Source organism: Streptomyces sp. NPDC058796 (assembly GCF_042745235.1).
GTDB lineage: Bacteria > Actinomycetota > Actinomycetes > Streptomycetales > Streptomycetaceae > Streptomyces.
Genome location: NZ_JBHYOP010000007.1, coordinates 182,030 through 206,190, shown reverse-complemented (window position 1 = coordinate 206,190; position 24,161 = coordinate 182,030). Strand labels below are relative to the sequence as shown.

Annotated in this window: 22 protein-coding genes; 12 read left to right on the top strand and 10 right to left on the bottom strand. The window is 72.0% G+C overall.

The features are described 5' to 3' along the window. From ACFW47_RS19275 to ACFW47_RS19245, 7 genes are all read right to left on the bottom strand, one after another. On the bottom strand, window positions 1–711 hold a 711-nt coding region (locus ACFW47_RS19275; RefSeq protein ID WP_386306410.1), incomplete at its 3' end, for an FMN-binding protein. A 27-nt stretch (window positions 712–738) separates the two neighbouring features. Then, a complete protein-coding gene (locus tag ACFW47_RS19270; protein ID WP_386306408.1) occupies window positions 739–2,121 on the bottom strand; it encodes a ferric reductase-like transmembrane domain-containing protein in 1,383 nt (460 codons plus the stop codon). A 116-nt stretch (window positions 2,122–2,237) separates the two neighbouring features. Further along, the gene (locus ACFW47_RS19265) at window positions 2,238–2,846 is read right to left on the bottom strand and encodes a hypothetical protein (RefSeq protein ID WP_386286197.1); all 609 of its coding nucleotides are present in this window, start codon (window positions 2,844–2,846) and stop codon (window positions 2,238–2,240) included. After that, complete coding sequence (locus tag ACFW47_RS19260; RefSeq protein WP_386306407.1) at window positions 2,843–3,226, bottom strand: hypothetical protein; 384 nt, start codon at window positions 3,224–3,226, stop codon at window positions 2,843–2,845. Before ACFW47_RS19260 ends, ACFW47_RS19265 begins: the two co-directional genes overlap by 4 nt. Beyond that, window positions 3,219–8,168 carry a caspase family protein gene (locus ACFW47_RS19255; protein ID WP_386306406.1) on the bottom strand — a complete coding sequence of 1,650 codons (4,950 nt, stop codon included), beginning with the start codon at window positions 8,166–8,168 and terminating at the stop codon, window positions 3,219–3,221. The genes ACFW47_RS19260 and ACFW47_RS19255 overlap by 8 nt, the downstream gene beginning before the upstream one ends. 70 nt (window positions 8,169–8,238) lie before the next feature. Continuing rightward, window positions 8,239–8,955, bottom strand: a complete 717-nt coding sequence (locus tag ACFW47_RS19250) for a L,D-transpeptidase (RefSeq protein WP_386306405.1) — start codon at window positions 8,953–8,955, stop codon at window positions 8,239–8,241. Between the two features lie 3 nt (window positions 8,956–8,958). Beyond that, the gene (locus ACFW47_RS19245; RefSeq protein WP_386286201.1) at window positions 8,959–9,546 is read right to left on the bottom strand and encodes a pyridoxamine 5'-phosphate oxidase family protein; all 588 of its coding nucleotides are present in this window, start codon (window positions 9,544–9,546) and stop codon (window positions 8,959–8,961) included. Window positions 9,547–9,665: 119 nt separating this feature from the next. Between ACFW47_RS19245 and argH the strand changes: the two genes are divergently transcribed. The 4 genes from argH (at window position 9,666) to ACFW47_RS19225 (ending at window position 14,328) form a co-directional block, all read left to right on the top strand. Further along, a complete protein-coding gene (gene argH, locus ACFW47_RS19240; protein WP_386286202.1) occupies window positions 9,666–11,093 on the top strand; it encodes an argininosuccinate lyase in 1,428 nt (475 codons plus the stop codon). Window positions 11,094–11,183: 90 nt separating this feature from the next. Continuing rightward, window positions 11,184–12,155, top strand: a complete 972-nt coding sequence (locus tag ACFW47_RS19235; protein ID WP_386286203.1) for an aldo/keto reductase — start codon at window positions 11,184–11,186, stop codon at window positions 12,153–12,155. Between the two features lie 91 nt (window positions 12,156–12,246). Beyond that, window positions 12,247–12,792 (top strand): TetR/AcrR family transcriptional regulator, encoded by a 546-nt coding sequence (locus ACFW47_RS19230; RefSeq protein WP_386286204.1) that lies wholly within the window; start codon window positions 12,247–12,249, stop codon window positions 12,790–12,792. 3 nt (window positions 12,793–12,795) lie between these two features. Continuing rightward, window positions 12,796–14,328, top strand: coding sequence for an MFS transporter (locus ACFW47_RS19225; protein ID WP_386286205.1), 1,533 nt, complete (start codon window positions 12,796–12,798; stop codon window positions 14,326–14,328). A gap of 95 nt (window positions 14,329–14,423) precedes the next feature. On the opposite strand, the gene ACFW47_RS19220 is transcribed toward ACFW47_RS19225, so the two are convergent. Further along, entirely contained in the window at window positions 14,424–15,095 is a 672-nt protein-coding gene (locus ACFW47_RS19220; protein ID WP_362498241.1) for a lysophospholipid acyltransferase family protein, read from the bottom strand. A 404-nt stretch (window positions 15,096–15,499) separates the two neighbouring features. On the opposite strand from ACFW47_RS19220, the gene ACFW47_RS19215 reads away from it, so the two are divergent. The 3 genes from ACFW47_RS19215 to ACFW47_RS19205 all read left to right on the top strand — a co-directional run bounded on the left by ACFW47_RS19215 (window position 15,500) and on the right by ACFW47_RS19205 (window position 17,826). Further along, complete coding sequence (locus ACFW47_RS19215) at window positions 15,500–16,672, top strand: glycerophosphodiester phosphodiesterase (RefSeq protein WP_386286206.1); 1,173 nt, start codon at window positions 15,500–15,502, stop codon at window positions 16,670–16,672. Between the two features lie 104 nt (window positions 16,673–16,776). Further along, window positions 16,777–17,271, top strand: coding sequence for a sigma-70 family RNA polymerase sigma factor (locus ACFW47_RS19210; protein ID WP_386306404.1), 495 nt, complete (start codon window positions 16,777–16,779; stop codon window positions 17,269–17,271). Window positions 17,272–17,328: 57 nt separating this feature from the next. After that, window positions 17,329–17,826: a GNAT family N-acetyltransferase gene (locus ACFW47_RS19205; RefSeq protein ID WP_386286208.1), complete on the top strand. Its 498-nt coding sequence runs from the start codon at window positions 17,329–17,331 to the stop codon at window positions 17,824–17,826. Window positions 17,827–17,834: 8 nt separating this feature from the next. Here the strand turns inward: ACFW47_RS19205 and ACFW47_RS19200 are convergent, their stop codons facing one another. Then, window positions 17,835–18,251 (bottom strand): hypothetical protein, encoded by a 417-nt coding sequence (locus ACFW47_RS19200; protein ID WP_386286209.1) that lies wholly within the window; start codon window positions 18,249–18,251, stop codon window positions 17,835–17,837. Window position 18,252: 1 nt separating this feature from the next. Beyond that, window positions 18,253–18,612, bottom strand: a complete 360-nt coding sequence (locus tag ACFW47_RS19195) for a hypothetical protein (protein ID WP_386286210.1) — start codon at window positions 18,610–18,612, stop codon at window positions 18,253–18,255. Window positions 18,613–19,214: 602 nt separating this feature from the next. Between ACFW47_RS19195 and ACFW47_RS19190 the strand changes: the two genes are divergently transcribed. The 5 genes from ACFW47_RS19190 (at window position 19,215) to cbiE (ending at window position 24,007) form a co-directional block, all read left to right on the top strand. After that, window positions 19,215–20,267, top strand: coding sequence for a methionine ABC transporter ATP-binding protein (locus ACFW47_RS19190; RefSeq protein WP_386306402.1), 1,053 nt, complete (start codon window positions 19,215–19,217; stop codon window positions 20,265–20,267). Next, window positions 20,264–21,001 (top strand): methionine ABC transporter permease, encoded by a 738-nt coding sequence (locus ACFW47_RS19185; protein WP_386286212.1) that lies wholly within the window; start codon window positions 20,264–20,266, stop codon window positions 20,999–21,001. Before ACFW47_RS19190 ends, ACFW47_RS19185 begins: the two co-directional genes overlap by 4 nt. Before the next feature lie 75 nt (window positions 21,002–21,076). Continuing rightward, entirely contained in the window at window positions 21,077–21,904 is an 828-nt protein-coding gene (locus ACFW47_RS19180; RefSeq protein ID WP_386286213.1) for a MetQ/NlpA family ABC transporter substrate-binding protein, read from the top strand. 127 nt (window positions 21,905–22,031) lie between these two features. After that, window positions 22,032–22,670 carry a GNAT family N-acetyltransferase gene (locus ACFW47_RS19175; protein WP_386306400.1) on the top strand — a complete coding sequence of 213 codons (639 nt, stop codon included), beginning with the start codon at window positions 22,032–22,034 and terminating at the stop codon, window positions 22,668–22,670. A gap of 116 nt (window positions 22,671–22,786) precedes the next feature. Continuing rightward, complete coding sequence (gene cbiE, locus ACFW47_RS19170) at window positions 22,787–24,007, top strand: precorrin-6y C5,15-methyltransferase (decarboxylating) subunit CbiE (protein ID WP_386286215.1); 1,221 nt, start codon at window positions 22,787–22,789, stop codon at window positions 24,005–24,007. Window positions 24,008–24,161: the final 154 nt, after the last annotated feature.

The window sequence follows — 24,161 nt, the reverse complement described above, 5'->3', positions numbered from 1 at the left end:
CTGGAGCGACTGCTTGTATCCGGCGCTGGTGTAGGTGGCGCCGGAGACGGTGTCGATGTCGGCGTTGCCCGCGGTGACGGCGGCCTGGTTGAGTTCGGGTACGGCGTCGGCGGTGACCTGGTCGCTCTGTCCGCCCTTGGGTGCCTGCACGGCCTCCGCGCCGGTGATCTTCCCGCCGCTGACGGTGACCCGGACCTGCACGGGCCCGTACTGGGTCTGGGCGACGGCACCGGTGAGGGTCCGCGTGTCCGGGGCGCCGTCCGCCCCCGCCTTCACCTTGTCCAGGGCGGACTGGAGCGACTGCTTGTATCCGGCGCTGGTGTAGGTGGCGCCGGAGACGGTGTCGATGTCGGCGTTGCCCGCGGTGACGGCGGCCTGGTTGAGTTTGGGTACGGCGTCGGCGGTGACCTGGTCGCTCTGTCCGCCCTTGGGTGCCTGCACGGCCTCCGCGCCGGTGATCTTCCCGCCGTTCACCGTGACCCGGACCTGCACGGGCCCGTACTGGGTGCCGGCCGCGTCACCCGTCACCGTGCCGGCCCCGGCACCGCGCCCGCCCTGCGGCGACTGCGCGGCCACCGGCGGGGCCGCGCCGCCCGCCGCCGAGGCGGAGCCCGGGTCGGACGCCGGTTTCAGCGACAGCAGCAGCACGATCCCGGACACGGTGGCGGCACCGGCGAGCACGGCACGCCGAACGGGGTGGCTTTTCCTCATCTGTCCTGGACTCCTGATGTCCGTCGCTCACATCTCGAACGACTCGTGATGGATACGGCGGGCGGGGACTCCCGCGCCGCGCAGTGCCTCGTACACCGACTGGGCGAAGCCGGGCGGCCCGCACAGGAAGACGTCGTGGCGCTCGATGTCCGGGATCTTGCGGCTCAGCGTCTCCGCGGAGATGTCCGGGCGCTCTCCGTCCGGGCTGTTGACCGCGTACATCAACCGGGCCCCGCGCGCGTCGGCGATCCCGGCGAGCTCGTCCCACAGGGCCAGGTCCTGGGTGCTGTTGGCCCGGTAGAGCAGCGTGATGTCGCCGGACGCGCCGGGCAGCGTCTCGAAGAGCGCCCGCATCGGCGTGATGCCGACTCCGCCCGCCACCAGCAGTACCTTGCCGCGACTGCGGCGCTGGGCGGTCAGGGCCCCGTACGGACCCTCCGCCCATACCCGGGTGCCGGGTTCCAGCTCGCGCAGCCGGGCGCTGTGGTCGCCGATCGCCTTCACGGTGATCCGCAGCATGTCCGGGCGCGGCGCCGCCGACAGCGAGTACGGGTGGGAGCTGAACCGCATACCTGGAGCCAGGAACCGCCAGCGGAAGAACTGCCCGGCTTCCGCGCCCATCCGGTGCAGCCGGCGCCCGCCGATCAGCACCGACACGATGCCGGGCGCCTCCTCGATCACCGCCTCGACCCGCATCCGGTGCCGCAGGTTGAGGCGCAGGGGGGTCAGGATCCGGTACCAGAGGACGAGCGCGGTCACCGTCCCGTACAGCGCGTACCAGACGGTCCTGGCGACCGGCTCGACGGCGAAGTCGTTGCCGGTGGTCAGCTGGTGCCAGAAGGTCAGGAACACGGCCGCGTAGGTGAGCAGGTGCACGTGGTACCAGGCGTCGTACGGGATGCGGCGGCGCACCGGGCCCGCGGACAGCAGGCCGATGAGGACCAGCAGGCCGGTGCCGATGGCGGCCTTGCCCATGTCCGGCAGCTGGTTGACCGAGTCGGCCGTCTGCTGGACGACGGCGCCCAGGCCCTTGCCCGCCTGGGCGGCGTAACCCCACATGATCAGGAAGACGTGGGCGAGGACCAGACAGAGGGTGTAGCGGCCGGTCATGGCGTGCCAGCGGGCGACCCGGTCCGAGCCCACCCGCCGCTCCAGGGCGGGCACGCGCGCCATCTGCAGTACGACCAGCGCCATCAGGTACCCGGCGAGCAGCCCGGTGATCCGGCCCGCGTTGAGGATCATGCCGGTCCGGTCGGAGATGGCGGGCGTGTTGCGCCACCACAGCCACAACACGCCCGCCGCGCCCGCCCATACGGCGAGCAGCAGGGGGACGGCGGGGGAGCGGCGCGGACGGATGCGCCGCATCGTCTGTCGGCGGGCGGCACGGCCGCCGGCGAGCGTGGTGGTCACGGTTCCTCCGTGGGACTCGGCCCTTGGCCCACCGATACGTGCCACGCGTGCCCAGTGTTCAACGGCTTGCTCCGACGGGCCGCCGCCCGGTCCGCCGGCGGGAGCCCGTGAAGGACTCACCCGCCGGCGGCGTCACAACCGCGGACCGGGGTCACCGAGGTGACCGTGCGTGCGGACAGCAGGGTCTGCCGACCGCCGTCCAGGCGCAGCACCACTCCGTCCGGCCCGGAACCGACGAACTCCCCGCACCGCTCGCCGCTCGTCGTCACGACGCGCACCAGGTGGTCCGGCGGCGATGGAGTGGTCGTCCAGGCGACGGCCACCGCGCCGCACACCAGGGCGATTCCCGTGACACAGCACACGGCGGCCTGCCGCAACGCCCCGGTGACGCGCACCGTCTCCGCTGCGGTCCACCGGCGCAGCGCCTGCCCGGTGAGCAGCACCTCGCCTCCGGGCCGGCCGTGCGCGGCACGCACCGCGAGCATCGAGCCGACGACCAGCAGCACGAACGCGCAGCCGATCAGAACCGCGGCCGTGTGCTGCGCGGAGGACGGCAATTTCGAGAGGTCGTCACGTCCCTTGAGCATCACCAGCACCGCCAGGAGGGCGGTGAGACCCGTCAACCCGTTGCGCCAGCCCTCGGCCTGCCTCCGCACCTCGGTGAGCTGGGAGAATTCCAGCTCACGGGCCAGTTGCGCCCAGCGCCGGTCGGACCACGCGCTCACGAGCCCGCGCCCGTGGCCGGCGTGCCGATGCGCCAGCTCGCTCCGCATCCGGTGAAGGGCGCGTCCTGCGGCAGGTCGGCATGGGGATGCCCGCATTCGCAGAACTGCGGCTCCAGCTCCAGGAACGCGGCGTCGACTCGTAGGCCGGGCACGGGCCGGCGGCCGGCGAGCCAGGACCGCAGCCCCTTGGTGCCGGTGCCGGGTGCACCGTACCGGTACTCCGTGGACGTCCGTCCATGACAGCGCGGACACGCGCCCGCGACCACGATGCCGTGGCCGTCGGCGGACGGGTTGACCGTGAAGGGGGCGGCCACCCGGCCCAGGTCCTGCTCCGCGTAGGGGAGCGCGAACTCGTGGGTGGAGACGCGGGATTCAGTCATCGGCGTTCTCCTCCTGGCCGTCGTCCTCGGCCACCGGGACGACCAGGCCGAACATGTCGGCGTACAGGAGCAGCCGGCCCCGGACCCAGTCCGGGTGCTCCCCGGTCGCCTCGGCGGCGCGTGCGACGTGCTGCCGGGAGACGGTGCCCGCGACGGAGGGGAGCCTGCCGTCGAAGTACTGGGAGAGCAGGGCGAGGTCCTGCCAGCGGGGCACGACGTCGGCGCAAGGTGCCGCGGGCAGGGCGGTGGGGGCGGGGAACAGGGGGCGGTACGGCGTGATCCGGCGTGCGGTCTCGGTGACGGACTCTCCGAGCCGGGCGGCGATGCTGACCAGGTCGAGGGGGGTGTAGGGACCGTCTGAGTCGGAGACACGCTGGTCCGGGGAGAGGGCCGCGACGTCCCACTCGTCCGGGACGCTGTCGGGCAGGGCGGCCAGGTCGTCGGCGCCGAGAAGGGGGACGAGGGCGCCGAGCGGGCGGAACGCGCTCAACTGCTCGTACGCGGCGACGGGTGTCAGCGCGAACCTGCGGGCGTAGCGGACCAGTGCCGCGGCGGTGAGCGGCGTCCACCGGGGCGTGGTGTCACCGTGTGCGTCGTAGGTGATCAGGGCGTCGCACAACTGCGTCGACGGGCGGCGGTCCGCGAGCGCGGGCGGCAGGGGCGGTATGCCGAAGCCGAAGGACGGCGCATGGCGGGCGGCGAGGGCCCACACCTCCTTGAGCGACTCCTGCAGGTACATGGCGGCGTTGACCCACACCGCCTCGGTGAGGTGCTCGGCCGGGAAGTCGTTGTCGTCGACTCCCAGGTCCCGGCCCGAGAAGACGTAGCGGGTACGGAGATCCAGCGTGTGCCAGGCCCTGCCGATCCGGTGGCCCTCGGGCAGGGAGAACCCGAGGTCGCGGAGGACGCCGAGGTGCTCTTCCGTCACCTCGTCGTCGGCGAAGTTCAGGTCGATCAGACTCAGGCCCCGGTCGAAGTCGACGTACTGATCTCTCACGAGGTACTCGACGAGGGCGCCGGCCTCGGCGGAGGGGACCAGGGAACCGTCCAGCCGGCCGTCGCCGTAGCGTCGTGTGTGTTCCAGGCCGAGTGCCGTGGCGATGCCGGCCAGGCGTTGCTCCGCCTCGGTCAGGGACGTCTCCAGCAGTTCCGCCGCGTGGACGGTGGCGGCCCAGTCCAGCCGGGTCCGCCCGTCGGGGAGCCGGGTGAGGTAGAGCTCCGGGACCAGTCCGCCCTCCTCGTCCAACGCTGCCCAGAGGGCCATCTCGGCAGGCGTGGGAGGCACCCAGCCGAGCCAGGCGTACTCGGTCATCCGGGCCAGGACATCGGTCACCGGGGTGTCCGTGAGGCGGGAGACCAGGCGGACGTCCAGGGGAGACGCCGCACGGCGCACCTCTCGGTAGCCCCTTGCCTTGACGAAGAGAAGGTCGATGTCGGCCTGGGTGCAGACGTGGTGTGCGAGGTGCTCGGGCGGTACGGGCACCGCCAGACCGTGGAGCGGGGCCAGCCGGGCCAGCGACTCGGCCAGTTCACCCAGTGGGGCGTTCAGCCATTGGGAGGCCAGGACCAGACCGGCGAGGTCGTCGAAGCGGCTCTGGGCCGTGGCGGTACGGACGAGGATGCTCGACGGGTTCTCCGCCTTGCCGCTCAGGGTGGCGGCCAAGGCCGCGTCCGCCGGGGAGGGCACCCGGTCCAGTCCGTCGTCGCCGCGCAGGGCCGGAGGTGCGAAGCCCGGCCCCAGGACGCGCAGTCGTCGCATCCGGTGCAGCAGACCGGCCAGCGGCACCTGCTTCTCGGCCGCGTAGGCGACGACGTCGTGCCAGGAAGGGAACGGGGTGATCGCCACGTCCGCGTCGCCCGGTGACGGGACGGGATGCCCGGCCGTCGACCGAGGGGGTGCCGCACCGGACGACCAGACGGACCTCCCCATGACGGCCTTCCGCCAGGACCGCACCCGTCGGTGCTCCGTGCGGCGGTACTGCTCGGCGTCGGGGTGGAACCAGCCGATCTCGTCCAGGGAGTGGCGCTTGTCCTCATTCTCCTCCTCGGCGATCGTGACGTTCCTGCCCCGCCACACCTCGTCGAGGACCTGGGCCACCCGCAGGCTCTGCCGCTCGAGATCCGCCGTCCACCGCATGGTCAGCCCGGACCACGACGACAGTACGTCCGCCCCCAGCCGCCACTGCTCCTCCGCCCAGCCGTGGTCGAAGTCCTGCAGCTCCGTCCGGCTCACGCTGAGCCTGCCCGCGTGCGGCCCCGTCAGATTGAGCACGTACCCGAAGGGTCTCTGATCGGTAGCGACCCCGTCACACAGGATGGCGCCCTCCCCGTCGACCCACCACAGGACACCGGGGACCGCCTGCAGGGCGGCATGGGCGCCGCTGTCAACGGGGGGCTGCAACTCCCCGGGTTCCCACCGGTGGCCGCTCCCCTCGCCCCCCAGCGTCTCCAGAGCGAACTCACTGAACCGCACCAGGGAACGCAGCACCCGGGTGCACGACAACTTCTCGGTGACCGTCGCGTCCCGCAGATAGAGCCGGACCCGGGTGCCCCCTTCCGGCAGCCCGTCGTCGGCACCGGAGTGGCGCCGGATGCGGAACAGACTGGCACTGCTGGGGATGTCGACGCGCAGGGCGTGGTCGGCAGGGATGCCGTCGGGGCTGACGTGGCGGGTCACGATCGTGATCTCGTCGGCGAGCATGAAATAGCTGAACACGCCGATACCGAAGCGGCTGTTGGGATACAGCCGGAGCGTCCGGTCGTGCCGCAGCCAGCGTGACTGCTCCTGACGGAAGGCCTTGGAGCGCTCGAAGCGGCTCCCGGCACGGGTGAAGGTGTGGGTGAGCAGGTCCGCGCTCATGCCCACTCCGTTGTCCCGGCACTCGACGTACCGGCCGCGCTCGTCCTCGCCCTGCGTGAAGGTGATCCGCCCGTTCCAGCCGGCGGGCTGTGCGCCGCTGCTCGTGAGGTACTTCCAGCGCATGGCCCGGTAGCGGCAGGCGTCCATGGCGTTCTGGTACAGCTCGCGCAGCGCGAGGGTCGGATCGCCGTCGTAGAGCTGTTCGCCCATGAGCAGCTCCCGCACCTCGGACTGGGAGAGGTGGAAGCGCAGCAGGGGGACGTCGTACGACTCGTGTCCGCCGCCGGTGCGGGCGGGGCGCAGCGCGCGGGCGGTCACGCGCTTGGGTACGGCGCTCATGAGACCGGCCTCCGTGCCCGGCAGTCCGGCGGCCCGGTCGAGGAGGTGGGCGACGAGCTGGTCCGCCTCCTCGGCGATCTCGGCGAGGGCGGCGTGCACGGCCTGATGCGGACACGGGGCGTCGAGGTCGAGCGCGGAATCCTCCCGCTCCCAGCGCAGGGCGTGCGCGATCGCCACGACGTGCTCCGGCAGGACGGGATCCGTCACGGCCAGGTGCTCGGCGGCGATCTCGGGGAACGTCCGCACGTCCACCGCCAGTACGGCGGCCAGCCGCAGCAGCCCGCTCAGCGGACGGATGCGCAGCGGCCGGGGGCCGTCGGGCAGGACCACCTTGGCGGGCGCACGGCCGGGGGGATCGTCGGGCAGTTCGTCCAGCCCGACGGCCGAGGCCGCCGCGCACAGCATCTCCGCCACCTCGTGCACGCGGTCGGGGGTCACGCCCAGCGCCGTGATCAGCTTCTCGGCCATGCCTTGGGGAACGGGCTCGTCGTCGGTCTCGAAGCGGTCGGCGATCCAGCGGTGCACCAGCCACATCGTGACCGCGGTCTCGTCCTCCGTCCGGTCCCGGGCCCGGCACTGTGCCGCTTTGCGAACCATCCGCGTGTGCTGATCGCTGATCTGTTCGAAGTGCCGACGGTGGGCGTCCGCTCCAGGCTCGCGGCCGGGGCGGTACGGATCGATCTCGACGCTCTGGCTCAGCCTTTCGGCCCAGGCCGCCTCGCGCAGGAACGGTGCCGCGACCAGGAACGCCGTCTCGACGACGGACAGGGGTTCGTTCTCCGGCAGCACCGCGGGCAGCAGCCGGCCGACCATGCGCGCGGGGAACCCCTCGTCGGACCAGGGGTCCGCGCGGGGCAGGCGGCCCTGGGCCAGGTGCAGGGTGCGTGCGCACTGCTCCACGAAGGCGGCGACGCGCTCCTGGACTCCGGGGACCAGGGCGCGGTCCGCCTCGCGGGTCCGTACCCACAGGGGCGACTCGCGCGCGGCCCGCAGCCAGGTGTCCAGCAGGGGACGGCCCTCGCAGATCTCCGTCGTACGTGTGGCCGCCTCGCCGTTCGTGCCGTAACGGATGCGTGCCGTCTGGGTCAGTCCGTGCCTGCGCGCCGCGGCCGCGGCGCGTGCCCGTGCCAGGTCGAAGACCTCCTCGACGGTCCGCGCGGGTGTCAGCGGGCCCAGGGCGTCTGCCAGCCCGCGGGTGAAGAAGCTCCCTTCGGACGTGTAGCCGCTGTGCTCGCCGGCCGAGCAGGCGGTGAGCACGGCGAACCCGCCGTGCGGGGGCCCGTTGTCGATGCCGTTGCCGAAGGCCGCTTCGCCCTCGCCGAGATCCGTGCGGCAGGCGTCGATCAGCCAGAGCACCGTTCCGGCCTTGCACTCGTTCAACAGTGGACTGATGTTCGCGGGCAGCAGCGAACTCAGGTACGGCTCCCGCCAGCCGCCGTCGCGCGGCGGCCGGGCATTGACCGGGACCAGATAGTCGTTGCCGCCGGCCCGGATGCCGTGTCCGGTGAAGTAGAGCAGCAGGGTGCCGTCGGCCGGAACATCGGTTCCGGCCTCGTACAGCTTGGTCCGGACGAGGTCGAGGTCGGGATCGCGCAGGGTCTCCACCTCGTAGCCCACCCCGCCCAGGACGGAGGCCATCAGCCGCAGATCGGCCTCGACGGGCTCGTCGAGCGGCTCCAGCAGCCCGTCGGCCGCGGGCGCGTGCCCCACGCCGATCAGCAGAGCCCTGTGTGTTCGTCCCATGTCCCCTCCTCGCAGGAGGACATGATGGCATCGGCCGCTGACAGTCCGTCGGTTGCCGAAGGCGGCGAGGTCAGTACCGCGTGATCGCCGTCGCCCCGTCCCGGGTGCCGATCGCGATGTGCGGCCGCTCCGCCGGCTCGGCCCACCGCAGGATCCGCCGCATCGCCTCGCGCGGCACGGACACGCAGCCCGCCGTCGCCCCGCGCCCGTCGACGTGCAGGAAGATGCCCGCGCCGCGGCCGCGCACCGGGCGGTGGTAGTTGAAGCCGACGACCAGGGCGTGCGCGTACTGCGCCGTGTAGGTGATCAGATGCTCGGCCTCGGTGGCGCGGCAGTCGGCGGGACGGGGTTCGGTCCAGCGGTTGTAGGCGCGGGAGGCGTTGTCCTGGCACCACCAGGAGTCCTGGCGCACCGGGCGGTACCGGTACTCCGTCCCGCGCGGCGCGGGCTCGATGCCGAAGGCGTACGGGAGGTCGTACAGGCCGGTCGGGGTGGTGTTCGTGCCCTGCTCGCGCGTCGCCCCGTCGGTGAGGCCGCCCGCGCCGAAGCGAGCGGGTGCGGAACCGGCCTTCACCCACCGGCCGTCCGCGCCTCCTCGGCGGTCCCACCAGGTGACCCGGCCCTCGGTCGAACCGGTACCGGGCGCGACAGCGGTGATCAGCTGGGTACCGCCGCCGGTGTCCGCCATGCGTGCGGGCAGGGGCCGTGGACCGGACCCGCCGGGGGGCGCGGCACCGGACACGAGGAGGGAGGCGGAGAGGAGGACGGCGACGACACCGGGGCGCATGGCTCAGACGCTAGACGGGGGGAGCGGCAACGGCAGCCCGGGAAGGCCGTCCATGCTCGTCGCGATGTGCTCCTTCTTGGTGAAGTACGCGCTGAGCGAGGCGTCGTCCTCGCGCGCGAAACGCTTGCCGTGCAGATCCCGGTCCGACTCGTACGCCATGAAGGGGACGCCGTAGCCGCAGGTGTCCCGGACCAGTTCGGCGGTCACGACGATGACGGCGCGCAGGCCGTGCCGGCTCGGGTCGATGTCCGGGAAGTGGGCGAGCAGCTCCGGGAAGCGGGGGTCGTCGCGGAACACCGGTTCGCCGCGGCCGTGCACCCGGACGATGTTCGGCGGCCCCTGGAAGGCGCACCACATCAGGGTGATCCGCCCGTTCTCGCGCAGGTGGGCGATGGTCTCGGCGTTGGAGCCGGCGAAGTCGAGGTAGGCCACGGTGAGTTCGTCGAGCACGGCGAAGCTGCCCGTGAGGCCCTTGGGGGAGAGGTTGACAGTGCCGTCACCGGCCAGCGGCGCGGTGGCGGTGAAGAAGACGGGCTGAGCCTCTATGAAGGTGCGGAGTCTGCCGTCGATGCGTTCGTAAGTCTTTCCCATGTCTAACGATTATGAGGGTGCGGGGCTCGGTCTGTGTCGCCTGCCTGCGAAATTGACGAAGCATGCAGACTTCTGCATACTCATGCATGACACTGGCCGTACGGTGAGGAGCGACCCAAGTGAGCAGCAACAGCGGTGACGTCCGGCTCTGGGGCGGCCGTTTCGCCGACGGTCCCGCCGAGGCGCTGGCCAAGCTGTCCGCGTCCGTCCACTTCGACTGGCGGCTCGCGCCCTACGACATCGCCGGCTCGCGTGCCCACGCGCGCGTGCTGCACAAGGCCGGGCTGCTCACCGAGGACGAGCTGACCCGGATGATCGCGGGGCTCGACCAGCTGGAGTCCGACGTCGCCGACGGCTCCTTCACCGGGACCATCGCCGACGAGGACGTCCACACCGCCCTGGAGCGCGGGCTGCTGGAGCGGCTCGGCCCCGACCTCGGCGGCAAGCTGCGTGCCGGCCGGTCCCGCAACGACCAGGTGGCGACCCTCTTCCGCATGTACCTGCGGGACCACGCCCGCACCGTCGGCGGCCTGATCGCCGACCTCCAGGACGCGCTGGTCGGCCTCGCCGAGGCCCACCCGGACGTGGCGATGCCCGGCCGCACGCACCTCCAGCACGCCCAGCCGGTGCTCTTCGCCCACCACGTCCTCGCCCACGTCCAGGCGCTCGGCCGGGACGCGGAGCGGCTGCGGCAGTGGGACGAGCGCACGGCCGTGTCGCCGTACGGCTCGGGAGCGCTCGCGGGCAGCAGCCTCGGCCTGGACCCGGAGGCCGTCGCCCAGGACCTGGGCTTCGAGCACGGCAGCGCGGGCAACTCCATCGACGGCACGGCCTCCCGTGACTTCGTCGCGGAGTTCGCCTTCATCGCCGCGATGATCGGCGTCAACGTCTCCCGGATCGCCGAGGAGATCATCATCTGGAACACGAAGGAGTTCTCCTTCGTCACCCTGCACGACGCCTTCTCCACCGGCTCGTCGATCATGCCGCAGAAGAAGAACCCGGACATCGCAGAGCTGGCCCGCGGCAAGTCCGGCCGCCTCATCGGCAACCTCACCGGCCTGATGGCCACCCTCAAAGCCCTCCCGCTCGCGTACAACCGCGACCTCCAGGAGGACAAGGAGCCGGTCTTCGACTCCATCGACCAGCTGGAGATCCTGCTCCCCGCCTTCACCGGCATGATGGCCACCCTCACCGTGCACCGCGAGCGCATGGAGGAGCTGGCCCCGGCCGGCTTCTCGCTCGCCACCGACGTCGCCGAGTGGCTGGTGCGGCAGGGCGTGCCGTTCCGCGTCGCGCACGAGGTGGCCGGCGAGTGCGTGAAGGCCGCCGAGTCCGAGGGCAAGGAGCTGGACGAGCTGACCGACGAACAGTTCGCGAAGATCTCCGCCCACCTCACCCCCGAGGTCCGCACCGTCCTCAACGTCCCCGGCGCCCTCGCCTCCCGCAACGGGCGCGGCGGTACGGCGCCCAGCGCGGTCGCCGTCCAGCTCGCCGAGGTGAAGGAAGACGTGGCGGCCCAGCACGCGTGGGCGGACGCCAGGAAGTAGCAGCCGGTGTGCGCGAAGGGCATCGCGGTTACGTTGGTCAACAGCTCAGCAGCTTCCACAGCCTCAGCAGCCGACCGAACGGAGCCCGCGATGCCCTTCGCCCGCCTGGCCGCGGCGACCACCCCCACCTGCCACATCGGACTGGGTCTCGCGGCCGTCGGCCGCCCCGGCTACATCAACCTCGGCCGCGACCGGGACCTGCCTGCAGACCGCACCGTCGAGGCGATGCGCGAGCGTACACACGACCTCCTCGACGCCGCCTACGCCCAGGGCGTCCGCTACTTCGACGCCGCCCGGTCCTACGGTCGCTCGGAGGAATTCCTGGCCGGCTGGCTGCGGGACCGCCCCGACGTCGACGACGTCGTCGTCGGCAGCAAGTGGGGCTACACCTACACGGCCGACTGGTCCGCCGACGCCGACCAGCACGAGGTCAAGGACCACGGCGCCGCCACGTACGAGCGCCAGCGCGCCGAGACCGACGCCCTGCTCGGGGACCGGCTCGACCTCTACCAGATCCACTCGCTCACTCCCGGCAGCCCGGCCCTCACCGACAAGGACCTGCACGCGAGGCTGGCCGAGGCCGCCGCGCGGGGCGTCACCGTCGGCTTCTCCACCAGCGGCCCCGCCCAGGCCGACGCCATCCGCGCGGCGCTCGCCGTGACCGTCGACGGCGAACCCCTCTTCCGCACGGTGCAGTCGACGTACAACATCCTGGAGACCTCCGCCGGGCCCGCACTCGCCGAGGCGCACGACGCGGGGCTCACCGTGATCGTCAAGGAGGGCATGGCCAACGGCCGCCTCGCGGAGCCGCACGCGCCCTATGCGCTGAAGGCCGTGGCGGAGGAGACGACCCTGGGCTGCGACGCGGTCGCCCTCGCGCTGGTCCTGCGCCGCCCCTGGGCCGGAGTCGTCCTCTCCGGTGCCGCGACGGTCAACCAGCTCGGCTCCAACCTGCACGCCGCCGTGGTCGACCTCGACGACGACCAGGTGGCCCGCCTCGACGCGCTCGTCGAGGACCCGCGCGCCTACTGGGAGCGGCGCGGGCAGCTGCCCTGGCACTGAGTCTTCCTCCGATCGCGTGACTGCCTCTGAGAGGTGAGTCACGCATGCCCGGCGCGAGACAGAGATGTCTCATGTGGTTTATTGTTGTCTCATGGCCGTCGATCGTGAACAGGTACTGCGCAGCGCCGCGGCCCTGCTGACCCGGAAAGCCACCGCGACCATGGACGAGGTCGCGCGGGCCGCCGGGCTCAGCCGGGCCACGCTGCACCGGCACTTCGCCGGACGCGACGCCCTCGTACGGGCGCTGGAGGAGCTCGGCATCGCCGAGTGCGAGGCAGCCCTGGAAGCGGCCCGTCCGGAGGACGGGCCGGCGGCCGACGCGGTGCGCCGGCTCGTGCGCGGGATCGAGCCCTCCGCCGCCCTGCTCGCCTTCCTCTACACCGAGAACCAGCTGTTCGAGGGCGAGGAGCAGAACGAGGGCTGGGCGCGCATCGACGCCCGGCTCACCGACCTGTTCCGCCGGGGCCAGCAGAGCGGTGAGTTCCGCATCGACCTCACCCCGGCCTGGCTCACCGAGGCCCTGTACGGCCTGCTGGGCGCCGCCGCCTGGGCGGTGGCAGAGGGCCGCGTGGCCCGCAACGACTTCAACCACATGATCGTCGAGCTGCTGCTCGGCGGCGCACTTCGGAGAGAGTGAACCATGACCCGCACCTCGCAGTCGGCGCGGACGACCGAGGCGGTGAAGCGCCCCGGCCGCTGGCTGGCGCTGTCCGTCCTCGTGCTGGCCGTACTGCTGGTGGCCGTCGACGCGACCGTACTCGGTCTCGCGACCCCCTACATCAGTGAGGACCTCGCCCCCTCCAGCACCCAGTTGCTGTGGATCGGCGACGTCTACTCCTTCGTCATCGCCGGTCTGCTCGTCTCCATGGGCAGCCTCGGCGACCGGATCGGCCGCAAGCGGATCCTGCTCATCGGCGCCACGGCGTTCGGCGTGGTCTCCGTCCTCAACGCCTACGCGCACACCCCCGAGCTGATGATCGTCGCCAGGGCCCTGCTCGGCGTCGCGGGCGCCACCCTGATGCCCGCCACCCTCGCGCTGATCCGCAACCTCTTCCACGACCCGCGCGAGCGCTCTCTAGCCGTCGGCATCTGGGGCGCCGCGGCCTCGGCCGGCGCGGCGGTCGGTCCGGTCGTCGGAGGCTTCCTGCTGGAGCACTTCTGGTGGGGCTCGGTCTTCCTGATCAACCTGCCGGTGATGGCCGTCCTGGTCCTCGTCGGCGTCAAGCTGCTGCCGGAGTCGCGCAATCCGAACCCCGGCCCGTGGGACCTGCTCAGCGTCGTCCTCTCCCTCGTCGGCATGGTCGGTGTCGTGTACGCCGTCAAGGAGGCCGCCGCGCACGGGTTCGCGTGGGCCACGCTCGCCGCGGGCCTGCTGGGCGCCGCCGCGCTCTACGGCTTCGTCCGCCGTCAGCTGACCATGCCGACCCCGCTGCTCGACATGCGGCTGTTCCGCAGCCGCGGCTTCAGCGGCGCGGTCCTGGCCGACCTGCTGACCATCCTCGGCCTCTCCGGGCTGGTGTTCTTCCTCTCCCAGTACCTCCAACTCGTACAGGGAAGGCGCCCGTTCGAGGCGGGCCTGGCCGAACTGCCCGCCGCGATCGGTGCGGTGGTGGCGGGTCTGCTCGCCGGTCGCGCGGCCCGGCGCTTCTCGGTCCGCGCGGTCGTCTCCGGCGGACTGGCCGCCGTCGGTCTGGCGCTGGCCGCGCTGACCGTCATCGGCCAGCACACCGGGTACCCGCTGCTCGGTGCCGCCCTGCTGGTGGTCGGCGTCGGCGCCGGACTCTCCTTCACCGTCACCGCCGACGTCATCCTCTCCAGCGTGCCCAAGGAGCAGGCGGGCGCCGCCTCCGCGGTCTCCGAGACGGCGTACGAACTCGGCGCCGCCCTCGGCATCGCCGTGCTCGGCTCCATCGTGACCGGCGTCTACCGCGACTTCACCGGCCCGGCCGGCACCCCGGCCGCGGCCCACGAGTCACTGGGCGGTGCGGTGGAGGTCGCCGCCCATCTGCCGGAACGTTCGGCCGGGGCCCTGCTGGACGCCGCCCGCCAGGCCTTCGTAGACGGCCTGACGCTCGCGGCGGGCGTCGGCGCGGCGGTGCTGCTCGCCGCCGCGGGAGCCGCCTGGGTCCTGCTGCGGGGCCAGCGCCTGGAGGACGGGGTGGAACACCCGTAGCCGCACGGCGGCCAGAGGGCCGGACACGTGGACGGCGGGCCGCTCACCGAGCGGCCCGCCGTCCAACGTCTGTACGTCCCGTGCGTCCGACGGCCTTACGCCGCCTTCGCCTTGCTCGCGTACATGTCCACGTACTCCTGGCCGGACAGCCGCATGACCTCGGTCATCACGGAGTCGGTCACGGCCCGCAGGACGTAGCGGTCGCGGTCCATGCCCTCGTAGCGGGAGAACTCCATCGCCTCGCCGAAGCGGACGGTGACCTTGCCCGGCCGGGGCAGGCCGGCGCCGCCCGGCTGGAGCTTGTCGGTGCCGATCATGGCGAACGGTACGACCGGGGCCCCGGTCATCAGGGTCAGCCGCGCGATGCCGGTGCGGCCCCGGTAGAGGCGGCCGTCGGGGGAGCGGGTGCCCTCCGGGTAGATGCCGAAGATCCTGCCCTCCTCCAGCACCCGGCGGCCGGTCATCAGCGCCGCGACTCCGCCCCGGCCACCGTCCCGGTCGACCGGGATCATGCCGACGCCGGTGAAGAACCAGGCCATCAGCCGGCCCTTGAAGCCCTTGCCGGTGACGTACTCGTCCTTGCCGATGAAGACGACCTGCCGGTCGCAGACCAGCGGGAGGATCATGGAGTCGATGAAGGTGAGGTGGTTGCCTGCCAGGATCACCGGGCCGTCGCCCGGGATGTTCTCCACGCCCTCCACCTGTGGGCGGAACATCAGGCGCATGATCGGACCGAGCACTGCCTTGATGAGCGCGAAGCGGGACAACGGGTCCTCCGGTGTCGGGGATGCGGTATGAGTCTGTGCAGGTGAGGACATTACTCGCGGCCCAGGGGGTCGCGCACGTCGGGTCACCCCGACCTTACGCAGTGTTGACCTGCGTTCACCTGCGGTGCAGGGGCGTTTCGCGCAGGTGACGGCGGCCCGGGATGTGAGACAGCTCGCGTCCACGGGACCGGTGAGGCACCGCCACGGCGGAACTCGCGGCCACCGACCGGGTACCCCGGCCCGCCGCTCCGAAGCCGACGGCTCGTCACCCATCCCGCCCCACCGGCCACTCCACGCCCGTACGACATCCCGACGCACCCGCGTGTTCCCGCCGCGGTCTCCCGCTCGTCATGTACGCGCCCCTACGATCGGCCCGCACCGACGGTCAACGACAGGAGGCCCTGATGGGAACGCAGGAGTCGGACGAGCAGACGGGCGGCACCGGGCGGCGGGCGCTCCTCGGGGCGGCGGTGCTCGGCGCGGGCGGAGCGGTACTCGGTCTGTCCGGCACGGCGAGAGCCGCCGACCCCCGGCACGGCGGAGGACGCGGCGGCGTCGGGAGCCTGCCCGTCCCGACGGTCATCGGCCACCGCGGCGCCAGCGGCTACCGCCCCGAGCACACCTTCGGCGCCTACGAACTCGCCCTCGACATGGGCGCCGACATCGTCGAGGCCGGCGACCTGGTCCCCACCAAGGACGGTCACCTGGTCTGCCGGCACGAGCCGGAGATCGGCGGCACCACGGACGTCGCCGACCACCCCGAGTTCGCCGGCCGCAAGCGCACCAAGTCGCTCGACGGAGTCCAGGTCACCGGCTGGTTCACCGAGGACTTCACGCTCGCCGAGCTCAAGACCCTCCGCGCCACCGAGCGCATCCCGGCCAACCGCCCGCACAACACCCTCTACGACGGCCGCTGGGAGATCCCCACCTTCGAAGAGGTGCTCCGCTGGCAGAACGAGCAGACCCGCAAGCGCGGCAAACAGGTCTGGATCTACCCCGAACTCAAGCACCCGACCTACTTCCGCAAGCTGGGCCTGGGTACGGAGGAGCGGCTCGCGCGGCTGCTGCGCAAGTACGGCAAGGACCGGAAGAACTCGCCCGTCATCATTCAGTCCTTCGAGCCCACCAGCATCCAGCGGATGAACAGGCTCGTCGGCAACCCCCTCGCCGTCCTGCTCTCCGGAGCCAGGAGCCGCCCCTGGGACTTCGTCGAGAACGGCGACCCGCGCACGACCGCCGACCTCATCACGCCGGAGGGCCTCAGGGAGATCGCCTCCTACGCGCAGGGCATCGGCCCGACGCTGGACCTGATCATTCCCAAGGACTCCGCCGGTCGGCTCACCGAGCCGACCACCCTGGTCCGTGACGCGCACCGCGCGGGCCTGATCCTGCACCCGTACACGATGCGCAACGAGAACCCGTTCCTGCCCGCGGACTTCCGCAGGGGCAGCGACCCCGACGCCTACGGTGACGTGTTCGGCGCGTTCCGTGCCTACTTCGCCACCGGCATCGACGGAGTCTTCACCGACCACCCCGACACCGGCGTCCTGGCCCGCGAGGACTTCCTCGACGACTGACTCGCCGACGGCGGACTCGTCAACGGCTGAGCGTCCGCCCCCGGTTGGGGTGACCTTCGGCCGCCCGGGCAACCCACCGCCCGGGCGGCCGCGTCGATCCGCATATGACACCCGACCTGGTCGCCGCACTGCACCCGCTGCTCATCGCCGAGGCCTCGGCCGAGGCGTATGCGTCCGGAGCCGAGCCCGGCGACCTGGAACAGGCCGTCTGGCTGCGCCTTCTCGAGCGGCTGGAGGCCGAGGGGCCGCCCCGCGACCCCCACGACTGGCTGCGTGGCGCGGTCCGCACCGAGGCCCGCCGCACCCGCCGCGCCCGCCGCGACGAGCGGCCCTACGAGACCGAACCCGCCGGCGCCGCAGAACACGAGCCGGAACAGCTCGTCCTGGCCGCCGCCCGCCGCCGTGCCCTGCGCGACGCCGTGCGCCGGCTGCCCGGCCGCTGCCCCCGGCTGATCGAGGCCCTGCTGTCACCGAAAGACCTCACATACCGGGAGATCGCGGGGGAGTTGGGTATCTCACAGGGCAGTCTCGGCCCGGAACGTTCCCGATGTCTGGGATGTCTGCGGCGATTGCTGACGCCGGAGGTTGCGGCGCGCTGAGGACGGGGATAGGAGTGGGGGACCACAGCGGATCAGGTGAGCGGGAGGCATGCACACATGGGCATGAGCGTGACCATCTCGGCGGCGACCGAGCAGGATGCCGAGCAGATCTTCCGGCTGCAGTACCTCTGCTTCCAGAGCGAGGCGGCGCTGTACGGCAACTACCGCATCGACCCGCTCGTCCAGACCCTCGACTCCGTGCGCGAGGAGGTCGCCGGTGACTGCGTCTACGTCGCGCGGCTCGGCGACGAGGTCGTCGGCTCGGTGCGCGGGCGGGTGACCGAGGACGGGGCCGCGTCCATCGGCAAGCTCTGCGTCCACCCCCGCCTCCAGGGGCACGGCATCGGCGCCCGGCTGCTGCGCGCCGCGGAGTCGGCGCTCGCCGAGGAGCGCGGCGCCAAGCGCTTCCGCCTGCACACCGGCCACCGCAGCGAGAGCAACCTGCGGCTCTGCCGACGGGTCGGCTACGAGACGGTCGGGACCGCACAGGGCGCGGACGGCGTGCCCATGATCGTCCTGGAGAAGGCCGCCGGGGAGTACGCCACCACGGCCTGAGCGGACACCTACTCGGTGCGGGCCCGGCGCAGCCAGTACAGGGCCGACAGCGGCAGCAGCACCGGGATGAAGAGGTAGCCCATCCCGAAGTCCGACCACACGGTCGCGTCGGGGAATGCGGACGGTTCCACCAGGGTCCAGGTGCCGACCGTGAGGACGCCCACCAGCTCGGCGGCGCAGCACGCCAGCGCCGCCTTGCGGGCCGTCTCGCCGCCGCGCACCAGGGTGTAGGTGATGAAGCCGTAGACGATGCCCGCGAGTGCCGAGAGCGTGTAGGCGAGCGGCGCCCGGTCGAACTCGGTCGCGATCTGGTACGCGGACCGTGACACCGCGCCGACCACCATCACGCCGTACAGCCACACCAGCAGGATGCCCGGGCCGCTGATCAGCCGCGCGCGGCCCGGCCGCTGCTCCGTCGCCGCCATCTCAGCCTCCCCAGATGTCGAACAGCCGCACTTCGAGGACGGCGAGGACGACGCCGCCGGCGGCGACCGTCACCGAACCCCAGCGGGTGCGCTCGGCCAGCGACATGAAGCCCGCCGCCGGTACGCAGGCGAAGGCGCCCAGCAGGTACGCCACGAAGATCGTGGTGCCCTGCTCCGGCTCCTCGCCCCGCGCCAGCAGCACGATCCCCGTGATCAGCTGGATCAGTGCCAGCACCGAGACCACGGCCATGCCGATGAAGTGCCAGTCCTTCGTCGGCTGGTCACGGTAGGCCGCCCAGCCGCACCAGGCGGCGAGCAGCAGCGCGGCGACCCCGGTCACCAGCGTCAGGACGTCAAGCATGGCAGCGACCCTATTACGCCCCAAAAGCCTCGCCGTCCCCGGCCCCGTCCGGCACCGGGCCACCGTGGCGTTGGCCACAGCCCGCACGCCCGCCGAACGCGGGCCCGGTCCGTGGCCACCGGCGCGGCGGCCTCGTCGGCACTGGTCACCGGAGACCGAGCGGCAACCTCCCCCCTGGCCGCCGGCGCGCCGGTGTCCGGTCACCGCCCACCGCTGTCCAGCATCCGGACAGCCGTCTCCGGTCAGGACCGTACGTCTGCTTTACTGATCGCATGAGCACGACGAGCGACCGCACCCCTGCGACCGAGGCGACGATGACGCCCGGTGCTCGTTGTATGTGCCGAATGTGCGCCTTCTAGAGGGCCCCTGCACCACCTGAGCCTCGCGCCCCGAAGCGAGCGCCCGCCCGAGTCCGCCCACGCGCCCCGCGCCCGCGGCCGGGCCACGCCCCGCGCACACGTTTCTCCCCGGTTCACCGCCACCGCGCATCGCCGCCGCGAGAACCGTGCCGCGTTCCGAAGGTCCCCAGAACCCCGAAGAACAACGCCCCCGTGCCCGGCGCACACCAGAGCGCCGCGCACTCGACAGTGACGGAAACCCACGTGATCACCACATCGGGCCTGACCAAGGTCTACCGCTCCCGCGGCCGCGAGGTCACCGCCCTGGACGGCGTCGACCTGCACGTCCGCGAGGGCGAGGTGTACGGCGTCATCGGCCAGTCCGGCGCCGGCAAGTCCTCGCTCATCCGCTGCGTCAACCTCCTGGAGCGCCCCACCGCCGGCACGGTCACCGTCGCCGGCCAGGACCTCACCGCGCTGGCGGGCCGTGGCCCCCGCGCCGGCAGGGAACTGCGTCAGGCGCGCAGCCGCATCGGTATGGTCTTCCAGCACTTCAACCTGCTCTCCTCCCGGACCGTGCAGGACAACGTCGAACTGCCGCTGGAGATCCTCGGCAAGACCGGGAAGGAACGTTCCCGCAAGGCGCTCGAACTGCTCGACCTGGTCGGTCTCGCCGACAAGGCGAAGGCGTACCCCGCCCAGCTCTCCGGCGGCCAGAAGCAGCGCGTCGGCATCGCCCGCGCCCTGGCCGGCGACCCCAAGGTGCTGCTCTCCGACGAGGCCACCAGCGCCCTCGACCCGGAGACCACCCGCTCCATCCTCCAGCTGCTGCGCGACCTCAACCGGCAGCTCGGGCTGACCGTCCTGCTCATCACCCACGAGATGGACGTCGTCAAGAGCGTCTGCGACTCGGCCGCCCTCATGGAGAAGGGGCGCATCGTCGAGTCCGGCACCGTGAGCGACCTGCTCGCGACGCCCGGCTCCGAACTGGCCGCCGCCCTCTTCCCGGTCGGCGGCGAGGCGTCCGGGGGCGACCGGACCGTCCTCGACGTCACCTTCCACGGCGAGGCCGCCACCCAGCCGGTCATCTCCCAGCTGTCCCGCACCTACAACATCGACATATCGATCCTGGGTGCCGCCATCGACACCGTCGGCGGGCTCCAGGTCGGCCGCATGCGCATCGAACTGCCCGGCCGCTACGAGGACAACGTCGTGCCCGTCGGCTTCCTGCGCGAGCAGGGCCTCCAGGTCGACGTGGTGGACGGCGACACGGCCAACGAGGACCAGCCGCTGCTGGTGAAGGAAGGTGCCAAGTGACCTGGTCCGAGATGCAGCCCCTGCTGGAGCAGGCCTGTCGGGAAACTCTGATCATGGTCGGCTGGTCGACCCTGATCGCGATCGCCGGCGGACTCCCGCTCGGCATCCTGCTCGTCCTCACCGACAAGGGCGGGCTGCTCCAGAACACCGTGGTGAACAAGGTCATCGGCCAGATCGTGAACATCGGCCGCTCGCTGCCGTTCATCATCCTCATGGTCGCCCTGATGAACTTCACCCGCTGGGTCACCGGCACCACCATCGGCAGCGAGGCCGCGATCGTGCCGCTCGCCATCGGGGGCATCCCGTTCTTCGCGCGCCTGGTCGAGACGGCCGTCCGCGAGGTCGACGGCGGCCTGGTCGAGGCCGTCCAGGCGATGGGCGGCAACACCTGGACCGTGGTCCGCAAGGTCCTGGTCCCCGAGGCGCTGCCGTCCCTGATCGCGAGCACCACGACCACGGTCATCGCCCTCATCGGCTACTCCGCCATGGCCGGCACCGTCGGCGGCGGCGGCCTCGGCGACCTCGCCGTCCGCTACGGCTACAACCGCTTCGAGTCCGGCCTGATGTGGGTGACCGTCGCGATCCTCGCCGTCGCCATCTCGCTCATCCAGTTCGCCGGCGACGCCGCCGCGCGCGCCCTGCACCGCCGCGGCGGACGCTCCGGCGCCGCCCCCCGGCTGCGGCTGCTCAAGGCCAAGGAGCCAGCCGCGGCCGACGTCGGCAAGGTCGCGTAGCGCCCCTCGGTCCCCCCCAAGACTCCCCGCCGTACACAGGGCGGGGTCGCACCACCTGAAGGAAAGGCACTTTTCGTGCGTAACACCGCCAAGATCACCACCGCCGTCCTCGCCACCGGAGCCCTCACCCTCGGGCTGGCCGCCTGCGGCTCGGACAAGGACGCCGCCTCCGACACCTCCGGACCGCTGGTCGTCGCCGCCAGCCCCGTCCCGCACGCCGAGATCCTCAACTACGTCAAGGACAACCTGGCGCAGAAGGCGGGCCTCGAACTGGAGGTCAAGGAGGTCACCGACTACGTCACGCCGAACACCTCCACGGAAGACGGCTCGGTGGACGCCAACTTCTTCCAGACCACCCCGTACCTCGACGACTTCAACGAGAAGCGCGGCACCCACATCGTGTCCGTCGTCGACGTGCACCTGGAGCCCCTCGGCCTGTACTCCAACAAGGTCGGCAAGGTCGCGGACCTGAAGAGCGGTGCGACCGTCGCCGTCCCCAACGACACCGTCAACGAGGGCCGCGCCCTGCAGCTGCTGGCCGCCAACGGGCTCATCACCCTCAAGGACGGCGTCGGCACCACGGCGACCCCGGCGGACATCACCGAGAACCCGAAGAACCTGAAGTTCAAGGAGCTGGAGGCGGCCACCACGCCGCGCTCCCTGGACGACGTCGACGCCGCGGTGGTCAACGGCAACTACGCCATCGAGGCCGACCTCAAGCCGGCGAAGGACGCCCTCGTCCTGGAGTCCGCCAAGGACAACCCGAACAACAACCTCCTCGCCGTCAAGGAGGGGAACGAGGACGACCCGCGGGTGAAGAAGCTCGCCACGCTCCTCACCTCGCCCGAGGTGAAGAAGTTCATCGAGGACAAGTACGACGGCGCCGTGCTGCCCTCGTTCTGATCCCCTCCGCACCCACCACGGGGTCCGCTCCGCCGGGGCGGACCCCGTGGTGCGGTTGAGTGCTCACATGCTGCATGCTGGGCAGTTCGAGCAGGCCCTGACGGTTACCCAGGTTACGGAGCGGCGCATGACGAGCACCTTCCCCAACATCTCCATCAGCACGGAGCGGTTGGTGCTGCGCCCCCTCGACGAGGACGACGTCCCCGCCCTCACCGCCATGATGAACGACGAGCAGGTCGCCGCCTGGACCCACGTCCCCCAGCCCTTCACCGAACGGCACGCCCGCACCTGGATCGGGGAGCACGCCCCCGCCGAGCGCACGGCGGGCCGGGGACTCGACCTGGCCGTCACCGAGTTCCTCACCCAGAGACTGGTCGGCGTCATCCAGCTCACCAAGACCAACTGGCACGTGCGGTCCACCGAACTGTCGTACATCGTCGCCCCCTGGGCGCGCGGCGAGGGGTACGCGTCCGAGGCGGCGCTCGCCACCGCCCAGTGGCTCTTCGGCGACCAGAAGTTCGAGCGGGTGGAGCTGCGCACGGCCGCCGACAACACCGCCTCCCAGCAGGTCGCCCAGAAGATCGGCTGCATCAGCGAGGGCGTCCTGCGCAACGCCTGCATAGCCCGCGTCCGCACCGACGACGACGTGTGGACGGACGTACGCACCGACTTCATCGTGTGGAGCCTGCTGCCCGAGGACCTCGAGGGCGCGGCCGGGCCGCTGACCGACGACGGTGGTTTCAGCACCTTCACCGACTGGAACTGATCCATGGGCCGGCGGCGCCGGCACCCCGCCCCGCGGCCGCACCGGGGTACCCTCACGGGGCGCACCCGCGAACGGTTCCGCGACACGACCTGCAAGACCCCTGGAGACTGACGACGATGGCCGACCGGGTCACGGTGATCGGCTGGGACGGTTCGCCGCTGACCGCCGCGGCACGCTCCGCACTGGGCGCGGCCACCCTCGTGGCCGGCGCCGCCCACCACCTGGCACTTCCCGAGGTGCCCCCTGCCGCCGAACGCGTCCGTCTCGGCAGCGTCGCCCTCGCCGCCCGCCGCATCGCCGCCCACCGGGGCACCGCGGTCGTCCTCGCCGACGGCGACCCCGGCTTCTTCGGCGTCGTACGGACCCTGCGGGCCCCCGAGTTCGGGCTGGAGGTCGAAGTCGTACCGGCCGTCTCCTCCGTCGCCGCCGCCTTCGCCCGCGCCGGCATGCCCTGGGACGACGCCCATGTGGTTGTCGCCCACCCCCGCACCCTGCGACGCGCGGTGAACGTATGCCGGGCCCACACCAAGGTCGCGGTCCTCACCTCCCCGGGCGCAGGTCCCGCCGAACTCGGCCTGCTCATGGAGGGCATCCACCGCACCTTCGTCATCTGCGAGGAACTCGGCACCGCGCGCGAACAAGTCACCGTCGTCACCTCCGAGAAGGCCGCCGACCACACCTGGCGCGACCCGAACGTCGTCATCGTCGTCGGCGGGAGCACCGGCCCGGGCGCGACGGGCGACGGCGCCGGCTGGATCGCCGGCCGCGGTCCCGCCGCCGGACCGCGCGGCTGGTCGCTGCCCGCCGAGGCGTACGGCGGTGACCTCGGCGAGGGCGAGACCGAACTGCTGCGCACGACCCAACTCGCGCGGCTCGGCCCCCGCCTCGGCGACCTCGTGTGGGACATCGGCTGCGGCGGCGGCGCCTTCGCCACCGAGGCCGCCCGCGGCGGCGCCGCAGTCATCGCCGTCGACCGGGACCCGGATTCCTGCGCCCGCACCGAGGCCACGGCCCGCCACTTCGGCGTCCAGCTCCAGATCGTGCACGGCACCGCCCCCCACGTCCTGGAAGACCTTCCCGAACCCGACGTCGTGCGCGTCGGCGGCGGGGGAGCGGCCGTGGTCTCGGCGGTCGCAGACCGCCGTCCGCAGCGGATCGTCGCGCACGCCGCGACCCGAGACGCGGCCGAACTCGTGGGCAGGGACCTGACGGAGCACGGCTACCGGGTCGAGTGTGCCCTGCTGCAGTCCGTGGGACTCGACACCCGGGCCTGGACGGAGACGGAGCGGAGCGTTGCGTTCCTGCTCAGCGGGGTACTCCCGGACCGCGCCCCGTGATCGGTTAGTCATACTGCGCGGGGTAGGCTGGCGGATTGTTGTACCGCGCTCGGACACCTGGCACTTCGCCGGTCAATGTCCGCAAAAACCGCCCTCTTACGGGCCGGGTGTGGTACGGCAAGAGCCGGAGGACGCGCAACGTGGCGCAGTCCAC